The following is a 17,921-nucleotide window of genomic DNA, read 5'->3' as shown; positions in this document are numbered from 1 at the left end:
GGCTAAGCGGAACCGCGCGCTCTCTAACACAGGCCATTTCGGCGGCAAAGCACTGTCATGAAGGTAAAATGACGGGCTGCTCGCTCGGTTCCAGCCTGATTAGAACCTCTCTAGTTGCGAGAAACTTGCATCTGCATCTATCTGTTCTTATATTGCAGGTACATATTGTTCACGCGTGCCCGAAATCTGGAAATGAGCGAGAATACCGCGTCCCATCACGACGACGACGTCCATGCCGCGGCCCTCCTATCGGGCCGCCAGCCGGCTTTGACCGGCTGCCCGTGGCACGACGTTAACGAAATGCTCCAGTCCGCCGGGCTCCGTCCGACGCGCCAGCGCATGGCGCTGGGCTGGCTCCTGTTCGGCAAGGGTGCGCGCCACCTTACGGCTGAAATGCTGTACGAGGAAGCCACGCTGGCCAAGGTTCCGGTGTCGCTGGCGACCGTCTACAACACGCTGAACCAGCTCACCGACGCCGGCCTGCTCCGCCAGGTCAGTGTCGACGGCACCAAGACCTATTTCGACACCAACGTCACCACCCACCACCATTATTACCTCGAGAACAGCCATGAGCTGGTCGACATCGAGGATCCGCATCTGGCCCTGTCCAAGATGCCGGAGGTGCCCGAGGGTTACGAGATCTCGCGCATCGACATGGTCGTGCGCCTGCGCAAGAAGCGCTAGCGTCGTCCCGGCGAAGGCCGGGACCCATACCGCGTGATTTATCGATAGGAACAGCTGTCCGTCCCGCGGGACGACTGAGTAACCACCAGTCTTCGTAAAACTCTTGCCTGTGGTTATGGGTCCCGGCCTTCGCCGGGACGACAACCAAGTCAGTTCACCTGCTCGTCCGAATACACGCCCCAGAGGCGTTCCTGCTGGATCCAGCCGTCAAAGCCGTTACCGGTGACGCGGCACCAGTTTGCGCTGCACTTCTTCACCTGGGTGACGACACCGGCCTGGAGCTTGGCCGCAACCGCGCTGTCGGGATCGGCGCGGTCGTAGATCGGCGCGAGCTCGTCCTTGTGCTTCATGGTGACGACCGCGGTGCGGCGGCCCGACAGCAACGAATGATAGACCCAGCCCTCGGCGCCCTCGGAATCGCGCACCCGGCGCCAGTTCTCGAACTCGGCGGTGATTTCGACCGGCAGGCCGGCACGGGTATAGACCCAGGCCACGTCATTGTCCTTGGTCGGGCCGGCACGGACGTTCACGTGATCCGACTTGAGGCTGACATAGCGCGGCACCGGGAGGCCGCTGGCGCTCTGGGGGGTATTGTCCTTCGCCGAATGCGATGGGCTGACCGAGGCGCTCAACCAGGTGCAAACGAGCGCCATCACCGAACAAAAACGCCCCAACGCCATCAACCCGTCTCCTGTCGAGGACCCGGCCGAGCCGGACCCTCACCCCAAAATTCCAAAAAAACCCTGCCGCGGTCGTCCCTGACCCGCCCCACGCGGGTGTTCCCCAAGCCCGGCCCGTGGTTCTTGTCTTGGCCCGGCCTTCTGCTAGAGAGGACGGACGCTTGAACAACCAGTTTGGCCCGATTTTCCGGGTGGAAATATCGGGAGAGCTTGAAGGAAACGCCGGGGACGACACGGCAAGGGCAGTGTCGAACAACCGGGTTAATGAGGCCTGAACGGCCGGCCTTTGGCGACAGAGGCGGCTTGCGATGCCTCATGAGAGCAGGACATGTCGGTGAAGAAAAAGCCCCTCGTCGTGGTGACGCGCAAGCTGCCGGATTCGATCGAGACGCGGATGCGCGAGCTGTTCGACGCGCGGATCAATCTCGACGACACGCCGATGTCGCCCGAGCAGATCGCGGAAGCCGCGCGCACCGCCGACGTGCTGGTTCCGACCGTCACCGACCACATCACCGCCGACATCGTCAACCAGCCCGACTGCAAGCTCCGCCTGATCGCGAATTTCGGCAACGGCGTCGACAATATCGATGTCGAGGCCGCGCATGCCCGCGGCATCACCGTCACCAACACGCCAAAGGTTCTGACCGAAGACACCGCCGACATGACCATGGCACTGATCCTGGCCGTGCCTCGGCGAATGATCGAAGGCGCCTCGATCCTGACGGAAGGAAAGCCCTGGCCCGGTTGGTCGCCGACCTGGATGCTCGGCCACCGCATCGGCGGCAAGCGCCTCGGCATCATCGGCATGGGCCGCATCGGCCAGGCGGTGGCGCGCCGCGCCCGCGCCTTCGGCCTTCAGATCCACTACCACAATCGCCGTCCCGTGGCGCCGAAGATCGCCGAAGAGCTCGGCGCGACCTATTGGGAAAGCCTCGACCAGATGCTGGCGCGGATGGACATCCTCTCGGTGAACTGTCCGCACACGCCGGCGACCTATCACCTGCTCTCGGCGCGGCGGCTGAAGCTGATCCGCAAGGATGCCTACATCGTCAATACCGCGCGCGGCGAGGTCACCGATGAGGACACGCTGATCAAGCTGATCGAAGGCGGCGAGATCGGCGGCGCCGGCCTCGACGTCTACGAGCACGAGCCCGCGGTGAATCCCAAGCTGGTGCGGCTCGCCAAGGCCGGCAAGGTGACGCTGCTGCCGCATATGGGCTCGGCCACGATCGAAGGCCGCGTCGAGATGGGCGAGAAGGTGATCATCAACATCCGCACCTTCCTCGACGCGCACAAGCCGCCGGATCGCGTGCTGCCGAGCATGCTCTGAGGCTTATTTGCTGCGCGTTTCGCGCTTGCGCCAGTCGGCGACGAAATCGATGAAGGCGCGCAGCGCCGGCGGCACCTGGCGCCGGCTCGGATAGTACAGGAACGGTCCCGGAAACGGCTCGCACCAATCCTGGAGCAGGCTGACCAGCGCACCGGACTTCAAGGCTTCACCGACATAGCCGTCGAGCGTTGCCCACACTCCTACGCCATCGAGTGCGGCGCGCATGGCAAGGCCCATATTGGTCGAGATCAGTTTTGCGGGCGGATCGACCTTCATGATCTGGCCACCCTTCTCGAACTCCCAATCGTGCATGACGCCGCTCGAGTAGCGGGCGCGGATGCAATCATGATCGAGCAGGTCCTTCGGATGTCGCGGCCTGCCGCGGCGCGCGAGGTAAGCAGGCGATGCGACGACGACATAGTGCTGCGGGCCGCTCAGCGGGACCGCCACCATGTCCTGCGCGAGATGCTCGCCATAGCGCACGCCGGCATCGAAGCCGGCGCTGACGATGTCGACGAAGCCGCTTTCGCTGACGATGTCGAGAGCGACCTGCGGATGCGCCTGAAGAAACGGCCCGACCATCGGCGCCAGCACGAGATCGACTGCCGGCGGCGGCGCGTTGATGCGCAGGCGGCCCGAGGCGACCTCGCGCAGGCCCCGCACCTGATCGAGCGCATCGCCGACATCGCGCAGCGCCGGAGCCACGCGCGAGAGCAGCAGCTCACCCGCCTCGGTCAGGGCGACGCTGCGGGTGGTACGGTTCATCAGGCGGACGCCAAGGCGCTCTTCCAGGTCCCGTAGTCTCTGGCTAAGGCTCGACACCGACACGCGAATTTCAACCGCCGCGCGCCGGAAATTGCGGGTGCGGGCGACCGCCACGAAGACATCGAGATCGCGCAGGTCAGGATCCGTCATTGTTCGCTAATGTGAACAAGCTATTCCAGATTGTCCAGCTTATCGGCGCAATCGCCCGGGCGCATATCCAGCCTCGTCACGCGGCGCAATCCGCCCGCCTTTTCGAGGAGAGCCATCATGGAACAGCGCAAACTCGGTTCAACCGGCCCCACCATCTCCGCCCTCGGTCTCGGCTGCATGGGCATGTCGGAGGTCTATGGCCCCGCCGATCGCGGCGAGAGCATTGCTACGGTGCATGCGGCGCTCGATGCCGGCATCACGCTGCTCGACACCGGCGACTTCTACGCCATGGGCCACAACGAGATGCTGGTTCGCGAGGCGCTGACGAACGTCCCGCGCGACAGAGTGCAGATCAGCGTCAAGTTCGGCGCGCTGCGCGGCCCCGCCGGTGAATTCGCCGGCATGGACACAAGGCCGGGCGCGACAAAGAACTTCCTCGCCTACTCGCTGCAGCGTCTCGGCACCGACTACATCGACGTCTATCGCCCGGCGCGGCTCGATCCCAACGTTCCCATCGAGGAGACCATCGGCGGCCTCGCCGATCTCGTGAAGGCCGGCTACATCCGGCATATCGGACTGTCCGAGGTCGGCTCCGACACAATTCGCCGCGCGCATGCGGTGCATCCGATCGTCGATCTCCAGATCGAGTATTCGCTGATCGAGCGCGGCATCGAGCGCGACATTCTGAAGACCTGCCGCGAACTCGGCATCGGCATCACCGCCTATGGCGTGCTCGCGCGGGGCCTGATCAGCGGCCATTGGTCGAAGGACTCGGGCAAGGCCGGCAGGGACTACCGGCTGATGACGCCGCGCTTCCAGGGCAACAATCTCGACGCCAATCTCGCGCTGGTGGAGCGGCTGCGTGCCATCGCGGCCGAGATCGGCGCGACACCGGCGCAGGTCGCGATCGCCTGGGTGGCGGCGCAGGGCAAAGAGATCGTGCCGCTGGTCGGCGCCCGCACCCGCAACCGCCTCACCGAAGCGCTCGGCGCGACCAAGGTGACGCTGACACCGGCGCATCTTGCGGCCCTGGCACAGGCCTTCCCGCCGAATGTCGCTTCCGGCACGCGCTATGCGGCCGAGCAGATGGCGCATCTCGACAGCGAGAAGCCGGCCGGCGCGTAGGCCGGCAATCAGGTGCGATGGGCGCTGAGGTCGGTGATCACAGGCCCATCGCCGTTGAGCGGATTGGCCGGATCGCGCTCGTAGCGCAGCGTCTCGAAGCGCATCGCGCGCGCATCGATCATCAGGAGGCGGCCAACGAGGCCGTCGCCGAAACCGACGATCTCGCGGATCGCCTCCAGCGCCATCATCGAGCCCAGCACGCCCGCGAGCGCGCCCATGACGCCCGCCTCGGCGCAGGCCGGCACCGTGCCGGGCGGCGGCGCTTCCGGAAACAGGCAGCGATAAGTCGGGTTGAACACGCCCTGCTCGTTCGTCTCATGTGCGCGGATGGTGGTGAGCGAGCCGTCGAAGGTGCCGAGCGCCGCGGTGATCAGCGGCCTCTTCGCGAAGAAGCAGGCATCCGAGACCAGATAACGCGTCGAGAAATTGTCGGAGCCGTCGAGCACGAGGTCGTAGTCGCCGATCAGGCTGAGCGCGTTGTCGGCGTTGAGCCAGGTGGCGTGACCGACGAAGCGCACATGCGGATTGAGCGCGGAAATCCGCTCGGCCGCGCTCTCGACCTTGTGGCGGCCGATGTCCGGCGTCGTATGGATCACCTGGCGCTGGAGGTTGGACAGCGATACCACGTCGTCATCGACCACGCCGAGCGTGCCGATCCCGGCGGCGGCCAGATACATCAAGGCGGGCGCACCGAGCCCGCCGGCGCCGACCACCAGCACCGAGGCCCGCTTCAGCGCAGCCTGGCCCGGGCCGCCGACGTCGCGCAGCACGATATGGCGGGCATAGCGTTCGAGTTCGTCCGGGCTCAGCATTCTCAGCTCTTCCTAGATTGCTGCCGCTCCCCGTGAGGAGCGCGGAAGTCGCACATACTGTCATTCCGGGGCGATGCGAAGCATCGAACCCGGAATCTCGAGATTCCGGGTTCGGCTCTTTGAGCCGCCCCGGAATGACTCCGTAACACTCACGTCCTCTCAGATGAGGATCCGGCCTGCCCGCAGGCCTGAACCACCCCGAGATTGTTCGCGACCAACGAGATGTGCTTCAATGGCATTGCGTTCAATGGGCTGGCTGGATTTGTCATGAGATCGATGCTTGCGGCAACACTGATGTTTGCGGCCGCCACAGGCGCGAACGCCCAGATGACGACGCCGCAGAGCCCCGGCACCAAGCCGAAGACGGTCCAGACCGTTCCGATCCGCCCGCCCGCACTCCAAACACCGTCGGAAACGGCCGATGCCATGGCGCAGGCCGAACGCCTGTCGCTCCAGTTCGACCTCGCCTGGGTCGGCCAATATAACGGCGCCATCACCGGCGACGTCAGCGAGCGCATGGTCAATGCCATCAAGGAGTACCAGAAGAACAAGGGCGGCAAGCCGACCGGCGTGCTCAATCCGCAGGAGCGTGCCGCGCTCGCCGAGACCGCGCGGCGGAAGCAGGACAGCGTCGGCTGGAAGATCGTGATGGAGCCGACCAGCGGCGCCCGGCTCGGCATCCCCGGCAAGCTGGTGCCGCAGCAGGCGACCGACGCCAACGGCTCGAAATGGACCTCGCCGACCGGAACGGTGCAGGTGCTGCTCAGCCGGCGCAAGGAGGCGAACCCGACCACCGCAAAGCTCGCGGACGCCGAGAAGAAGGAGCCGGCCGGCCGCAAGATCGACTACACCGTGGTGAAGCCCGACTTCTTCGCGCTGTCCGGTCTCCAGGGCCTGAAGAAATTCTACGTGCGCGGCACCTTCAAGGGCGACGAAGTCCGCATCATGACGATCCTCTACGATCAGGCCACCGAGAACACGGTCGAGCCGGTCGTGATCGCGATGTCGAGCGCGTTCAACGCATTTCCGGCAGGACCGCAAGCCGGACCGGCGCCGCGCAAGACCGTCGAATACGGCACCGGCATCGTCGTCAGCGACGACGGCGCGATCCTCACCGACCGCCTCGTCACCGACAGCTGTCTCGCGATCACCATCGCCGGCTACGGCAGCGCCGATCGTCTTGCCGAAGACAAGGAGCACGATCTCGCGCTGTTGCACATCTACGGCGCGCGCGGCCTGAAGCCGCTCAGCCTCGCCGGTGGCGGGGCGAAGACGAATGTCGACGTCGTCGGCATCGCCGATCCGCAAAGCCAGGGCGGCGCGGCCGGGGTCTCGAATGTCAAGGGCGCGCTGGCGCCCGTCACGAACAGCGATTCCGCACTGTCGCCGCCACCGGCGGTCGGATTTTCCGGTAGCCCCGCGATCGACGCCGACGGCAAATTCGCCGGCATTGCGCTGCTGAAGCCGGCGATGGTGGCGGGACCCGCGACAGCGGTGCCGGCATCGCAAGCCGTGATGGTCTCAGCGGAGACGGTGCGCGATTTCCTGAAGGCCAACGGCGTCACGGCGAACGGCACGTCAACGGATGCGAAGGCGGCTGTCGTGCGTGTCATCTGCGTGCGGAAGTAAGCCGGTCGACAATCACAATCTCTCGTGTCGATCGGCGCACATCGCACGTACGACTACGGGTCCAGTAATGGTACGGATTAGCTGGCATTCCCGATTCCGCCATCATTATTACCGTTGATTCGGACCTCCGCGATCCCCTTTGGATCGGGCCGGCACGTCCTGAGCGAGAAGAGCTCAGCATCCAGAAGCGATGCACGTTCGCGTGGCGTATTCCTGACCCAGGCACTCCAAAGGATTTATCTTCCATGCACACGATCGTACTGGCCACCCAAAAGGGTGGCAGTGGCAAGAGCACGCTTGCCATCGGCCTCGCGCTGGCAGCCAAGCAGGCCGGCTTCACCGTCCGCCTGATCGAGACCGACCCGCAGGGCACCCTGTCCAACTGGCTGCGCCGTCGCACCACCGAGGATCTCGTGGTCGAGCCGATCTATCACGCCGCCGACATCGGCCCGCGCCTGAAGATGCTCGCCGACAGCGGCCTCCAGCTTGCGATCGTCGACACCGCGGCCGGCCTCAGCGCCGCGACCACCGCCGCGATCCGCCATTCCGACCTCTGCCTGATCCCGGCCCGCCCGAGCGTCGCCGACATCGAGGCGACCGCCTCGACGCTCAGCGTCGCGCGCGCCTGGAAGCGGCCCTACAGCTTCGCGCTGAACCAGACGCCGATCCGCGGCCAGCGCATCGACAACGCCGCCAACACACTCGCCGAGGAAGCCGCGCTCGATCTCGCCGAAGTGCTCGCGCGCCCGCTGATCGCGATGCGCAACGACCACCAGGATTCACTCGCCAGCGGCCTCGCCGTCAGCGAATTCGCGCCGAACGGCAAGTCGGCGGACGAGATCCGCGGCCTGTGGCAGTGGATCGAGACCCGGCTCGAGCTCAGCGCCACGACCAATGTGCTGATCGACCAGGTCATCTCGGCCACGGACGGCATGCTGCATGCCGCCACCGAGCTTGCGGCGGACGAGACCACGACACTGGCGTCCTGAGCGGGGCGATCGCTCAGGCGGCCGCCAGCCCTTCACCATCCGGAAGGGCCCCAGCGACGAAGCAATTCGGCCACCAGCCCGGCCGGATTGCTTCGCTTCGCGTTTTCGGCTCCATCCATCCCGTCATTGCGAGCGCAGCGAAGCAATCCAGAATTCCTCCGCGGGAAGACCCTGGATTGCTTCGCTGCGCTCGCAATGACGCTCGTGGCAGGCGCGGCCCCTCGCAGAGACTTACGGCCTCTCGGCTGCGAGCCTGATCCTCACTTCTGACATTTCGAACACCAGAAGGTCGACCGGCCGTTCTGGTTGAAGCGCTTGATCGTGCCGCCGCAAGCAGGCGTCTTGCAGGTCTCGCCTTCGCGGTCATAGACCTTGAACGAATGCTGGAAGTAGCCGAGCTCGCCCGTGGTCTGGCGATGGTCGCGCAGTGACGAGCCGCCGGCCTTGATGGCGTCGTTCAGCACGGTGTGGATCGCACCGACCAATCTCTTCGCATGGTCTGTCGGCTCGCCCTTCCTGGTCGACAGCGTCGCGGCGATCCGGCGCGGCGAGAGATGCGAGCGATGCAGGGCCTCGCAGACATAGATGTTGCCGAGCCCGGCCACCACGCGCTGGTCGAGCAGCGCCGCCTTCAGGCTCGTGGTCTTGCCTTCGCAGGATCGCGCCAGCATCGCGGCATCGAATTCGTTGCCGAGCGGCTCGGGGCCGAGGCCGCGCAACAGCGGCTCATCTTCGAGCGCGTTGCGCGCGATCACTTTCATGTAACCGAAGCGGCGCGGATCGTTGAAGACGATGTCGGCGCCCGAGGACATCCGAAACAGCACGTGGTCATGGGTGGTGTCTTTACCGCGCGGATAGTGAAACTCGCCAGGTGCGGCATCATTGTCCGGTTTGATGACGCGAAACGAGCCCGACATGCCCAGATGCATCAAGAGCACGTCGCCGGAGGCCAGATCGGCCATGAGATATTTTGCGCGGCGGCCAAGGCCGGTGACGACCTGCCCCTGGAGCCGGGCCACGAAATCCGGCTGGAACGGAAAGCGCAAGTCCGGCCGGCGGGCCTCCGCCACGACGATTTTCGCACCCTCCATGACGGGCTGAAGGCCGCGGCGGACGGTCTCGACTTCGGGCAATTCAGGCATGGTCAGGCATTCACCTTATGAGGGCGGTGTGATAGCGCCATTGCGGCGGGCGCGCTATGGTCCGCCTCGTGGAGTAGAGTAATGGATCGGCCGGGCGAAACCACGCATTTTGGCTTCAGGGACGTTCCCCTGGGGGACAAGCAGACGCTGGTGAACGATGTGTTTCACAGCGTGGCGTCGCGCTATGACCTGATGAACGACCTGATGTCCGGTGGCCTGCACCGGGTCTGGAAGGACATCATGATCAACGCGCTGGATCCGCCGAGGAGCGACCGGCCGTTCGCGTTGCTCGACGTCGCCGGCGGCACCGGCGACATCTCGTTCCGTGCCGCCAAGGCGGCCGGCCCCGGCTTTCACGCCACGGTCTGCGACATCAATTCCGACATGCTTGCCGTGGGCCGCGAGCGCGCCGCCAAGCGCCATCTCGAGACCCAGGTCGATTTCGTCGAGGGCAATGCCGAAGCGCTCGCTTTTGCCGACCGCAGCTTCGACGCATATACGATCGCTTTCGGCATTCGCAACGTGCCGCAGATCGACCTGGCGCTGCGCGAGGCCTACCGCGTGCTGAGGCCCGGCAGCCGCTTCCTGTGCCTGGAGTTCTCGACCGTCGAGATGCCCGGCCTCGACAAGCTCTATGACCTGTTCTCCTTCAAGGTGATCCCGCCGCTCGGCCGCATGATCACGGGCGATGCCGAGTCCTACCAATATCTCGTCGAATCGATCCGCAAGTTTCCCAAGCCCAACGCCTTCGCCGACATGATCCGCAACGCCGGCTTCGCCCGCGTGAACTGGCAGATATTGTCCGGCGGCATCGTCGCACTGCATACGGGCTGGCGTTTGTGATTTCTGCCATCACCCACACTGCGCGCCTGATGCGCGCTGCGTTCGTGTTCGCGCGTGAGGGCGTGTTCGGCTCCGTCGACCCGAGCCTGGTGCCGCCGCCCGGGCAGCTCGCGCTGAAGCTTGCGCGCATCGTCGAACGGCGCGGTCCAAAGCACGGACCGCGACTGTCGCGCGCGCTGACCCGGATGGGCCCGGCCTATCTCAAGCTCGGGCAGTTTCTGGCCACGCGCCCCGACGTCGTCGGCTTCATCATGGCGCGCGATCTGGAAAGTCTCCAGGATCGCCTGCCGCCGTTTTCGCAGGAGGAAGCGGAAGCGGCGATCGCGACCTCGCTGGAACGCCCGCTGAAAGACGTGTTTACGAGCTTCGGCCCGGCGGTCGCCGCCGCCTCGATCGCACAGGTGCATCGCGGGGAAGTCTTGCGCGACGGCATGCGCAAGTCGGTCGCGGTCAAGGTGCTGCGGCCCAACGTCGCCTCGCGCTTCCGCCGCGATCTCTCCGATTTCTTCTTCGTCGCGTACAAGGCCGAAGCCTATTCGTCCGAGGCGCGGCGCCTGCGCCTCATCGAGGTCATCAACACCATGTCGCGCTCGGTCGCGATGGAGATGGATCTGCGGCTGGAAGCGGCGGCGCTGTCGGAGATGGCGGAGAACACCCGCGACGATCCTGATTTCCGCGTGCCGACCGTCGATTGGGACCGCACCACGCATAACGTGCTGACGATGGAGTGGATCGACGGCATCGCGCTGAACGATCACAAGCGCCTTGCAGAAGCCCAGGTCGATCTGCCCGATCTCGGCCGCAAGGTGATCCAGAGTTTTCTGCGCCACGCGCTGCGCGACGGTTTCTTTCATGCCGACATGCATCCAGGCAATTTGTTCCTGGACGATACCGGCCGCCTCGTCGCGGTCGATTTCGGCATCATGGGCCGGCTCGGGATGAAGGAGCGGCGCTTCCTCGCGGAAATCCTGCTCGGCTTCATCACGCGCGATTATCGCCGCGTCGCCGAGGTGCATTTCGAAGCGGGCTACGTGCCCGCGCACCACTCGGTCGAGAATTTCGCGCAAGCGATCCGCGCCATCGGCGAGCCGATCCACAACCGCACCGCCGAGGAGATCTCGATGGCGCGGCTGCTGACGCTGCTGCTCGAGGTCACCGGCCTGTTCGACATGACGACGCGGCCCGAGCTGATCCTGCTCCAGAAGACCATGGTGGTGGTCGAAGGCGTCGCGCGCGTCTTCGACCCCAGGCTCGACATCTGGAAGGTCGCCGACCCCGTGGTGCGTGAATGGATCGAGCGCAATCTCGGACCGATCGGCCGCGTGCAGGGCGCGATTTCCGGCGGCGGCGATCTTGCCCGTGTGCTGATGCGCCTGCCCGACATCGCGCAGCGCTCGGTCGCGGTGCTGGAGCAGCTCGAGACCATGACGCGGGAGGGCCTGCGGCTGTCGCCGGAGAGCATCGCGGCGATGGGCCGCAGCGAGGGCCGCAAGAACCGCTGGCGCACCGTGGCGCTCTGGATCATCGCCGCGACCTTTATCGGAATCCTGATCGCCGTCCGGAATCTATGATTGCACTGCAATCATGTGAATGATAGCATCGCTATCATTCCGTGCTGGAGGGGCGTCATGGCAAGCCTGACCATCCGCAAGCTCGACGAGGGTGTCAAAACCTATCTACGGCTGCGTTCGGCCAAGAACCACAGGTCCGTCGAGGAAGAGGTCCGGGTCATCCTGCGGGAGCTGATCGAGGGCCGTGAGGAGCCGCTGACGCCGTTTTCGGTGCCGCCTGCGGCATCCACCGCTCCGGCACCTCAGCGCACCGGCGCCCTTCCCGAGGCCAGCGTCACCCTGATCATCGGCGGCGGGATTGCAGCCTTCAAATCGCTCGACCTGATCCGAAGGCTGAAGGAGCGCCGCGTCGAGGTCCGCTGCGTGCTGACCAAGGCGGCGCAGCAATTCGTCACGCCGCTCTCGGTCAGCGCCCTCTCGCATGAGCGCGTCTATACCGACCTGTTCGATCCCCAGAGCGAGTTCGACGCCGGTCATATCCGCCTGGCGCGTGACTGCGATTTGATCGTGGTCGCCCCCGCCACCGCCGACCTGATGGCCAAGATGGCGAACGGCCATGCCGACGACCTCGCCAGCGCCATCCTGCTCGCGACCAATCGCAAGGTGCTGCTGGCGCCGGCAATGAATCCGCTGATGTGGAACAACGCGGCGACCCGACGCAACGTTGGCTTGCTCCAGCGCGACGGCGTGGTGCTGATCGGCCCCAATTCCGGCGAGATGGCCGAGGCCGGCGAAGCGGGCGTCGGCCGCATGTCGGAAGCGATCGAGATCGCCACCGCCGCCGAACGCCTGCTGCGGCCGCCGGTGCCGCGTCCGCTTGCCGGCAAGCGCGTGCTGATCACCGCTGGCCCCACCCACGAGCCGATCGACCCGGTGCGCTACATCGCCAACCGCTCCTCCGGCAAGCAGGGCTTTGCCATCGCCGCTGCCGCGCACGTCGCCGGCGCCGAGGTGATCCTGGTGAGCGGCCCGGTCGATCTTGGGGATCCCCAGGGCGTGACGGTAAAGCATGTGGAATCGGCGCGGCAGATGCTGGAGCAGGTGCAGGCCGCCCTTCCCGCCGACATCGCGATCTTCGCCGCCGCGGTCGCCGACTGGCGTGTCGCCAATGAAGGCGAGCAGAAGCTGAAGAAGACCTCGGCCGGCATGCCGCCGCTTCAGCTGGTCGAGAACCCCGACATCCTCGCCACGATCTCGAAGCTGACCGACAAGCGCCCGCCGCTTGTGATCGGCTTCGCCGCCGAGACCGAGCACCTCATCGACAACGCCAAATCCAAGCTTGCCCGCAAGGGCTGCGACTGGATCGTCGCCAACGACGTCTCACCGGCGACCGGCGTGATGGGCGGCGACCGCAACACCGTGCATTTGATTAGTCGCAGGGATGGAGAGATTGCAGTTGATTCCTGGCCGGTGATGACCAAGGAACAGGTCGCTATCGAACTGGTCGCGCATGTCGCAAGGAGCGTGACCGGCAAATCCCTGGAATCCGCATCTTGAGCACGAAGGTCACCGTCGAACTGCAGCAGCTGGCCCACGCCGAGGGCCTGCCGCTGCCGGCCTATCAGACGGCGGAGGCCGCCGGTCTCGATCTGATGGCCGCGGTTCCGGACAGCGAGCCGCTGACGCTTGCATCCGGCCAATATGCGCTGGTGCCGACGGGACTTGCGATCGCCTTGCCGCCCGGGCACGAGGCGCAGGTGCGGCCGCGCTCGGGACTTGCCGCCAAGCACGGCGTCACGGTGCTGAATACGCCCGGAACCATCGACGCGGACTACCGCGGCGAGATCAAGGTGATCCTGATCAACCACGGCGCGGTCCCCTTCGTGATCAAGCGCGGCGAGCGCATCGCGCAGATGGTCATTGCGCCCGTGGTTCAGGCCGCGCTGGTTCCCGTGGCGACCTTGTCAGCGACCGATCGCGGCGCCGGCGGCTTCGGCTCGACCGGCCGCTAACGCACGGCAATTCCAGCCGAATCACCCGAAGAACTACGGGAGCCTGGAACGCCACTCCCCGCATTTTTTTGGGGCCACCTTTGCGTTCACGATCTGGACTCTTACCGGTGGAGTCGCGGTGAGGGTATTGTCGTTTGATTCGCGCGCGACGGGGGTCGCCGCGCGTAAATTCGTGCGGTCTTGGGGCAATTATGTCAGGCGTGATCGTGTCGATGCGTCGGACGCTGCTATCGTGCTCATCGCTCGTGCGCAACGGCCTGATCGGGAGCGCTCTTGCGGCGCTGCTGCCGGCTGCGCCGGCTGAGGCCGCCGACTTCGTCGACACACTCTCGGAATTGCTGGACTTCAACCGGCAGGAACTCGCGGTGCTCGCCACCGCGCTGGCGCTGCTTGGCTTCTCGGTGGTGGCCGCGATCCTGTTGATGCGCACGCGCGTGCGCACGGCGAAGAGCGAGGCGCGGCTGCGCGCGCGGATCGGGGAACTGCAACTCCAGGCCGACCGTTTCGGCGCGCTGCTGTTCGCCGAGCCGCAGATCCTGATCTCCTGGCCGGCCGGCGACAATCGCGCGCAGATTTCCGGCGACATCTCGATGGTGCTGCCGCGCGACTCCTCCCCGCAGCGCGTGCTCGCCTTCGGAACCTGGCTGCCGCCGGAACCCGCCCTCCAGATGGACCACGCCGTGGATGCGCTGCGCGACCGCGGCGACGGGTTCCAGCTGACGCTGACCACCGCGCATGGCCACACGTTGGAGGCCATCGGCCGCGCCATCGGCGGCCAGGCCATTGTCAGGATTCGCGAACTCTCGGGCCTGCGCCGCGATCTGGCCGAGACCAATCTGCGCTACAAGGCGCTCTCCGACGAGACCGAGATGCTGCGCGGCTTCGCTGCCACGGCACCCTGGCCGATCTGGGCCAAGGGCGGGAACGGCGCGCTCACTTTCGCCAACCCGGCTTATGTCCGCGCGACCGAGGCTGCGAGCTTCAGCGACGCCCAGGAGCGCAAGCTCGAGCTGCTCGACAGCGCCGACCGCAGCGCGATGGAACGGGGACTGAAGGACGCGGCCAATTTCACCTCGCGGCTGCCGATCGTGATCGACGGCGAGCGGCGCATCTACGACGTGCGCGCCGTCAAAGTCGGCAGCGGCAGTGTCGGCGTCGCGATCGACGCCAGCGAGGCGGACGCGCTGAGCTCGGCGCTGGTGCGGATGGCGGAGGCGCATCGCCGCACGCTCGACCAGCTCTCCTCCGGCGTTGCCGTGTTCGACGGCCAGCGGCGCCTCGCCTTCTACAACGATTCCTACCGCCGGCTGTGGGACCTCGACCGCTCGTTCCTCGACGCCGATCCCGATGATTCCAGCGTGCTGGACCAGCTCCGTGCCGCGAGAAAACTGCCGGAGCAGCCCGACTTCCGCGCCTGGAAGGCCAAGCTGCACGAGGCGTATCGCGCGGTCGAGGCGGCCAAGGACACCTGGTACCTGCCCGACGGCCGCGCCCTCTCCGTCGTCACCACGCCGAACCCGGAAGGCGGCGTCACCTATCTGTTCGACGACGTCACCGCGAGCCTCGAGCTCGCCCGCCGCTTCGACGGCATGATCCGCGTCCAGCGCGAGACGCTGGACAGCCTCGCCGAGGGCGTCGCAGTGTTCGGCAGCAACGGCAAGGCGCAGCTGTTCAACCCGGCCTTCGTCCGGATGTGGAAGCTGTCGAGCGACGCGATGCGCGACGAGCCGCACATCCAGACCGTCGAAGGCTGGTGCCATCAGCTGTTCGACGACCCCGTGGTCTGGCGGCAGATCCGCGAGGCCGTCACCTCGATCGAGAGCCGCGCCGACGTGCCGCTGAAGCTGGAGCGCAAGGACGGCAGCGTGCTCGACGGCATGATCCGGCCGCTGCATGACGGCGCGACCATGCTGACGTTCCAGGACATCACCGACACCGAAAACGTCGAGCGCGCGCTGCGCGAGCGCAACGAGGCGCTGGAGGCCGCCGACCAGATGAAGGTGGACTTCGTCCACCACGTCTCCTACGAGCTGCGCTCGCCGCTCACCACCATCATCGGTTTTGCGCATTTCCTCAGCGATCCCTCGACCGGACCGCTGACGCCGAAACAGGCCGAATATCTCGACTACGTCACCAAATCGACCAACGCGCTGCTGGCGCTGACCAACAACATCCTCGATCTCGCCACCATCGACGCCGGTGCGATGAAGCTGGAACTCGGACCGGTCGACGTCAGCAAGGCCATCGAGCTCGCCGCCGAAGGCATCCAGGACCGGCTCGCCACCGACCGTATCCGCCTGAAGGTCGAGATCGCGCCCGATATCGGCAGCTTCACCGGCGACGAGAAGCGCGTGGTGCAGGTGCTCTATAACCTCCTCGCCAACGCCGTCGGGTTTTCTCCACAGGATTCCACCGTCGGCATCAGCGCGCGCCGCACCGAGCACAGTGTGGTCTTCACTGTGACAGATTCCGGGCCTGGAATACCTGCCGACATGAAGGACAAGGTGTTCAACTGGTTCGAAAGCCGCTCGCAGGGGTCGCGTCACCGCGGCGCCGGGCTCGGCCTGTCGCTGGTGCGCTCCTTCGTCGAGCTGCATGGCGGCAAGGTGCGGGTGGATTCGATCGTGGGCAGGGGCACGGTCGTGATCTGCGACTTCCCGACCGACCAGGCGGCGCATCGCGACGCCGCCGAATGACTGCGCCAACCACATTCTCCGTCGCGCTTCACAACGAGACGGCCACCGCGCAATTGATGGCCGATCTCGCGCTACTGGTCGGCCCGGGCGATGTCATCACGCTCACCGGCGACCTCGGCGCCGGCAAGACCGCGGCCGCGCGCGCCATGATCCGCTACCTCGCCGCAGACGATGCGCTGGAAGTGCCGAGCCCGACCTTCACCCTGGTGCAGGGTTATGAGCTGCCGCCGTTCCCGGTCATGCATGCCGACCTCTACCGTGTCGAGGACGAGAGCGAGCTCGAGGAGATCGGGCTGTCGCCGCTGCCGGACGCCACGCTTGTCCTGATCGAATGGCCGGAGCGTGCGCCGTCGGCGATGCCCGCGGATCGCATCGACATCGCACTCACGCATCGTCCGGCTCTGGGCTCGAATGCGCGCGCGGCCGACATCACCGGTTACGGCAAGGGCGCAGCCCAGGTCGCGCGTCTGAAGGCGCTGCGCGAATTCCTCGACACATCCGGCTATCTCGACGCGACGCGGCGGCGCATGGCCGGCGACGCCTCGACCCGCTCCTACGCGCGGCTGGTGCGCGACGACGAGATCGTTATCCTCATGAACTTTCCGCAGCGCCCCGACGGCGCAGCGCTCTACAACGGAAGATCCTACAGCGCCGCGGTGCATCTCGCCGAGAACGTCAAGCCTTTCGTCGCCATCGACGAAGGCCTGCGCGCACAGGGAATCTCCGCGCCCGCGATCCACCACTGCGATCTCGACCACGGCTTCCTCATCACCGAGGATTTTGGCAGCGAAGGCGTGATCGAAGGCGACCCGCCGCGCCCGATCGTCGAGCGTTACGAGGCCGCGACCGATGTGCTGGCGGTGCTGCACGGCAAGACGCTGCCGGAAACGCTGCCGCTGGACGGGCAGACCTACGCCATTCCGGTCTTCGACACCGAGGCGATGCTGATCGAAATCGGATTGATGCTGGAGTGGTATCTGCCCGATCGCAACGCGCCGCTGAGCGAGGCGAAGCGTACGGAATTCCTTGCGATGTGGCGCGAGCTGCTGAAGAAGCCGCTGGCCGCGCCGACGACGTGGATCATCCGCGACTTCCACTCGCCCAATCTGATCTGGCTCGGGATGCGCACCGGCATCGAACGCGTCGGCGTGATCGACTTCCAGGACACCGTGCTGGGGCCGCGATCCTACGACGTGGTGTCGCTGCTCCAGGACGCCCGCATCGACGTGCCCGAAAATCTCGAGCTGACGCTGTTGTCGCGCTACATCAAAGCGCGCCGCGCTGATGATGCGAGCTTCGATCCGGCCGGTTTCGCCGAGCTCTACGCCATCATGTCGGCGCAGCGGAACACCCGCCTGCTCGGCACCTTCGCCCGGCTCAACCGCCGCGACGGCAAGCCGCATTATCTGCGCCACCAGCCGCGGATCTGGACCTATCTCCAGCGTTCGCTGGCGCATCCCTCGCTCGCCCATTTGCGCGACTGGTATCTTGCCTGCGTCCCGCCGCCCCAAGGGCTGCCTGAAGGCTGATTCGGGCCCGATTTACCGGCTGTT

15 protein-coding genes are annotated in these 17,921 nt (G+C 66.0%); 11 read left to right on the top strand and 4 right to left on the bottom strand.

All coding sequences use genetic code 11. From position 1 onward, the window contains the following. Positions 1 to 192: 192 nt before the first annotated feature. Positions 193 to 684, top strand: a complete 492-nt coding sequence (irrA, locus tag BM118_RS30935; RefSeq protein ID WP_092190410.1) for an iron response transcriptional regulator IrrA — start codon at positions 193 to 195, stop codon at positions 682 to 684. Between the two features lie 149 nt (positions 685 to 833). On the opposite strand, the gene BM118_RS30930 is transcribed toward irrA, so the two are convergent. Then, entirely contained in the window at positions 834 to 1,364 is a 531-nt protein-coding gene (locus BM118_RS30930; RefSeq protein ID WP_011083590.1) for an SH3 domain-containing protein, read from the bottom strand. 328 nt (positions 1,365 to 1,692) lie between these two features. Between BM118_RS30930 and BM118_RS30925 the strand changes: the two genes are divergently transcribed. Next, entirely contained in the window at positions 1,693 to 2,694 is a 1,002-nt protein-coding gene (locus tag BM118_RS30925; protein ID WP_092190408.1) for a 2-hydroxyacid dehydrogenase, read from the top strand. A 3-nt stretch (positions 2,695 to 2,697) separates the two neighbouring features. On the opposite strand, the gene BM118_RS30920 is transcribed toward BM118_RS30925, so the two are convergent. After that, a complete protein-coding gene (locus BM118_RS30920) occupies positions 2,698 to 3,609 on the bottom strand; it encodes a LysR family transcriptional regulator (RefSeq protein ID WP_092190406.1) in 912 nt (303 codons plus the stop codon). A 117-nt stretch (positions 3,610 to 3,726) separates the two neighbouring features. On the opposite strand from BM118_RS30920, the gene BM118_RS30915 reads away from it, so the two are divergent. After that, positions 3,727 to 4,734, top strand: coding sequence for an aldo/keto reductase (locus BM118_RS30915; RefSeq protein ID WP_092190404.1), 1,008 nt, complete (start codon positions 3,727 to 3,729; stop codon positions 4,732 to 4,734). An 8-nt stretch (positions 4,735 to 4,742) separates the two neighbouring features. On the opposite strand, the gene BM118_RS30910 is transcribed toward BM118_RS30915, so the two are convergent. Beyond that, positions 4,743 to 5,546 carry a HesA/MoeB/ThiF family protein gene (locus BM118_RS30910; protein WP_092190402.1) on the bottom strand — a complete coding sequence of 268 codons (804 nt, stop codon included), beginning with the start codon at positions 5,544 to 5,546 and terminating at the stop codon, positions 4,743 to 4,745. 267 nt (positions 5,547 to 5,813) lie between these two features. Here BM118_RS30910 and BM118_RS30900 point away from each other — a divergent pair, with 267 nt between their 5' ends. Both BM118_RS30900 and BM118_RS30895 read left to right on the top strand, forming a co-directional pair. Beyond that, positions 5,814 to 7,175: a serine protease gene (locus BM118_RS30900; RefSeq protein WP_177234859.1), complete on the top strand. Its 1,362-nt coding sequence runs from the start codon at positions 5,814 to 5,816 to the stop codon at positions 7,173 to 7,175. Positions 7,176 to 7,420: 245 nt separating this feature from the next. Continuing rightward, positions 7,421 to 8,164: a ParA family protein gene (locus BM118_RS30895; protein ID WP_092190397.1), complete on the top strand. Its 744-nt coding sequence runs from the start codon at positions 7,421 to 7,423 to the stop codon at positions 8,162 to 8,164. Between the two features lie 260 nt (positions 8,165 to 8,424). Here BM118_RS30895 and mutM read toward each other — a convergent pair whose 3' ends face one another. Further along, positions 8,425 to 9,306, bottom strand: coding sequence for a bifunctional DNA-formamidopyrimidine glycosylase/DNA-(apurinic or apyrimidinic site) lyase (mutM, locus tag BM118_RS30890; RefSeq protein WP_092190395.1), 882 nt, complete (start codon positions 9,304 to 9,306; stop codon positions 8,425 to 8,427). Positions 9,307 to 9,387: 81 nt separating this feature from the next. Between mutM and ubiE the strand changes: the two genes are divergently transcribed. The 6 genes from ubiE (at position 9,388) to tsaE (ending at position 17,897) form a co-directional block, all read left to right on the top strand. Then, on the top strand, positions 9,388 to 10,149 hold the full coding sequence (ubiE, locus tag BM118_RS30885) for a bifunctional demethylmenaquinone methyltransferase/2-methoxy-6-polyprenyl-1,4-benzoquinol methylase UbiE (RefSeq protein ID WP_092190393.1): 762 nt from the start codon (positions 9,388 to 9,390) through the stop codon (positions 10,147 to 10,149). Then, positions 10,146 to 11,720 carry a 2-polyprenylphenol 6-hydroxylase gene (gene ubiB / locus BM118_RS30880; protein WP_092190391.1) on the top strand — a complete coding sequence of 525 codons (1,575 nt, stop codon included), beginning with the start codon at positions 10,146 to 10,148 and terminating at the stop codon, positions 11,718 to 11,720. The genes ubiE and ubiB overlap by 4 nt, the downstream gene beginning before the upstream one ends. Before the next feature lie 57 nt (positions 11,721 to 11,777). Next, positions 11,778 to 13,217, top strand: a complete 1,440-nt coding sequence (gene coaBC, locus BM118_RS30875) for a bifunctional phosphopantothenoylcysteine decarboxylase/phosphopantothenate--cysteine ligase CoaBC (protein ID WP_092190389.1) — start codon at positions 11,778 to 11,780, stop codon at positions 13,215 to 13,217. Beyond that, positions 13,214 to 13,672 (top strand): dUTP diphosphatase, encoded by a 459-nt coding sequence (gene dut / locus BM118_RS30870; RefSeq protein ID WP_092190387.1) that lies wholly within the window; start codon positions 13,214 to 13,216, stop codon positions 13,670 to 13,672. Before coaBC ends, dut begins: the two co-directional genes overlap by 4 nt. A 191-nt stretch (positions 13,673 to 13,863) precedes the next feature. Further along, positions 13,864 to 16,368 (top strand): PAS domain-containing sensor histidine kinase, encoded by a 2,505-nt coding sequence (locus BM118_RS30865; protein ID WP_092190385.1) that lies wholly within the window; start codon positions 13,864 to 13,866, stop codon positions 16,366 to 16,368. Beyond that, positions 16,365 to 17,897 (top strand): tRNA (adenosine(37)-N6)-threonylcarbamoyltransferase complex ATPase subunit type 1 TsaE, encoded by a 1,533-nt coding sequence (tsaE, locus tag BM118_RS30860; RefSeq protein WP_092190383.1) that lies wholly within the window; start codon positions 16,365 to 16,367, stop codon positions 17,895 to 17,897. Before BM118_RS30865 ends, tsaE begins: the two co-directional genes overlap by 4 nt. Positions 17,898 to 17,921: the final 24 nt, after the last annotated feature.

This window comes from Bradyrhizobium sp. cf659 (assembly GCF_900113725.1).
GTDB lineage: Bacteria > Pseudomonadota > Alphaproteobacteria > Rhizobiales > Xanthobacteraceae > Bradyrhizobium.
This window is presented reverse-complemented; position numbering and strand designations above follow the sequence as displayed.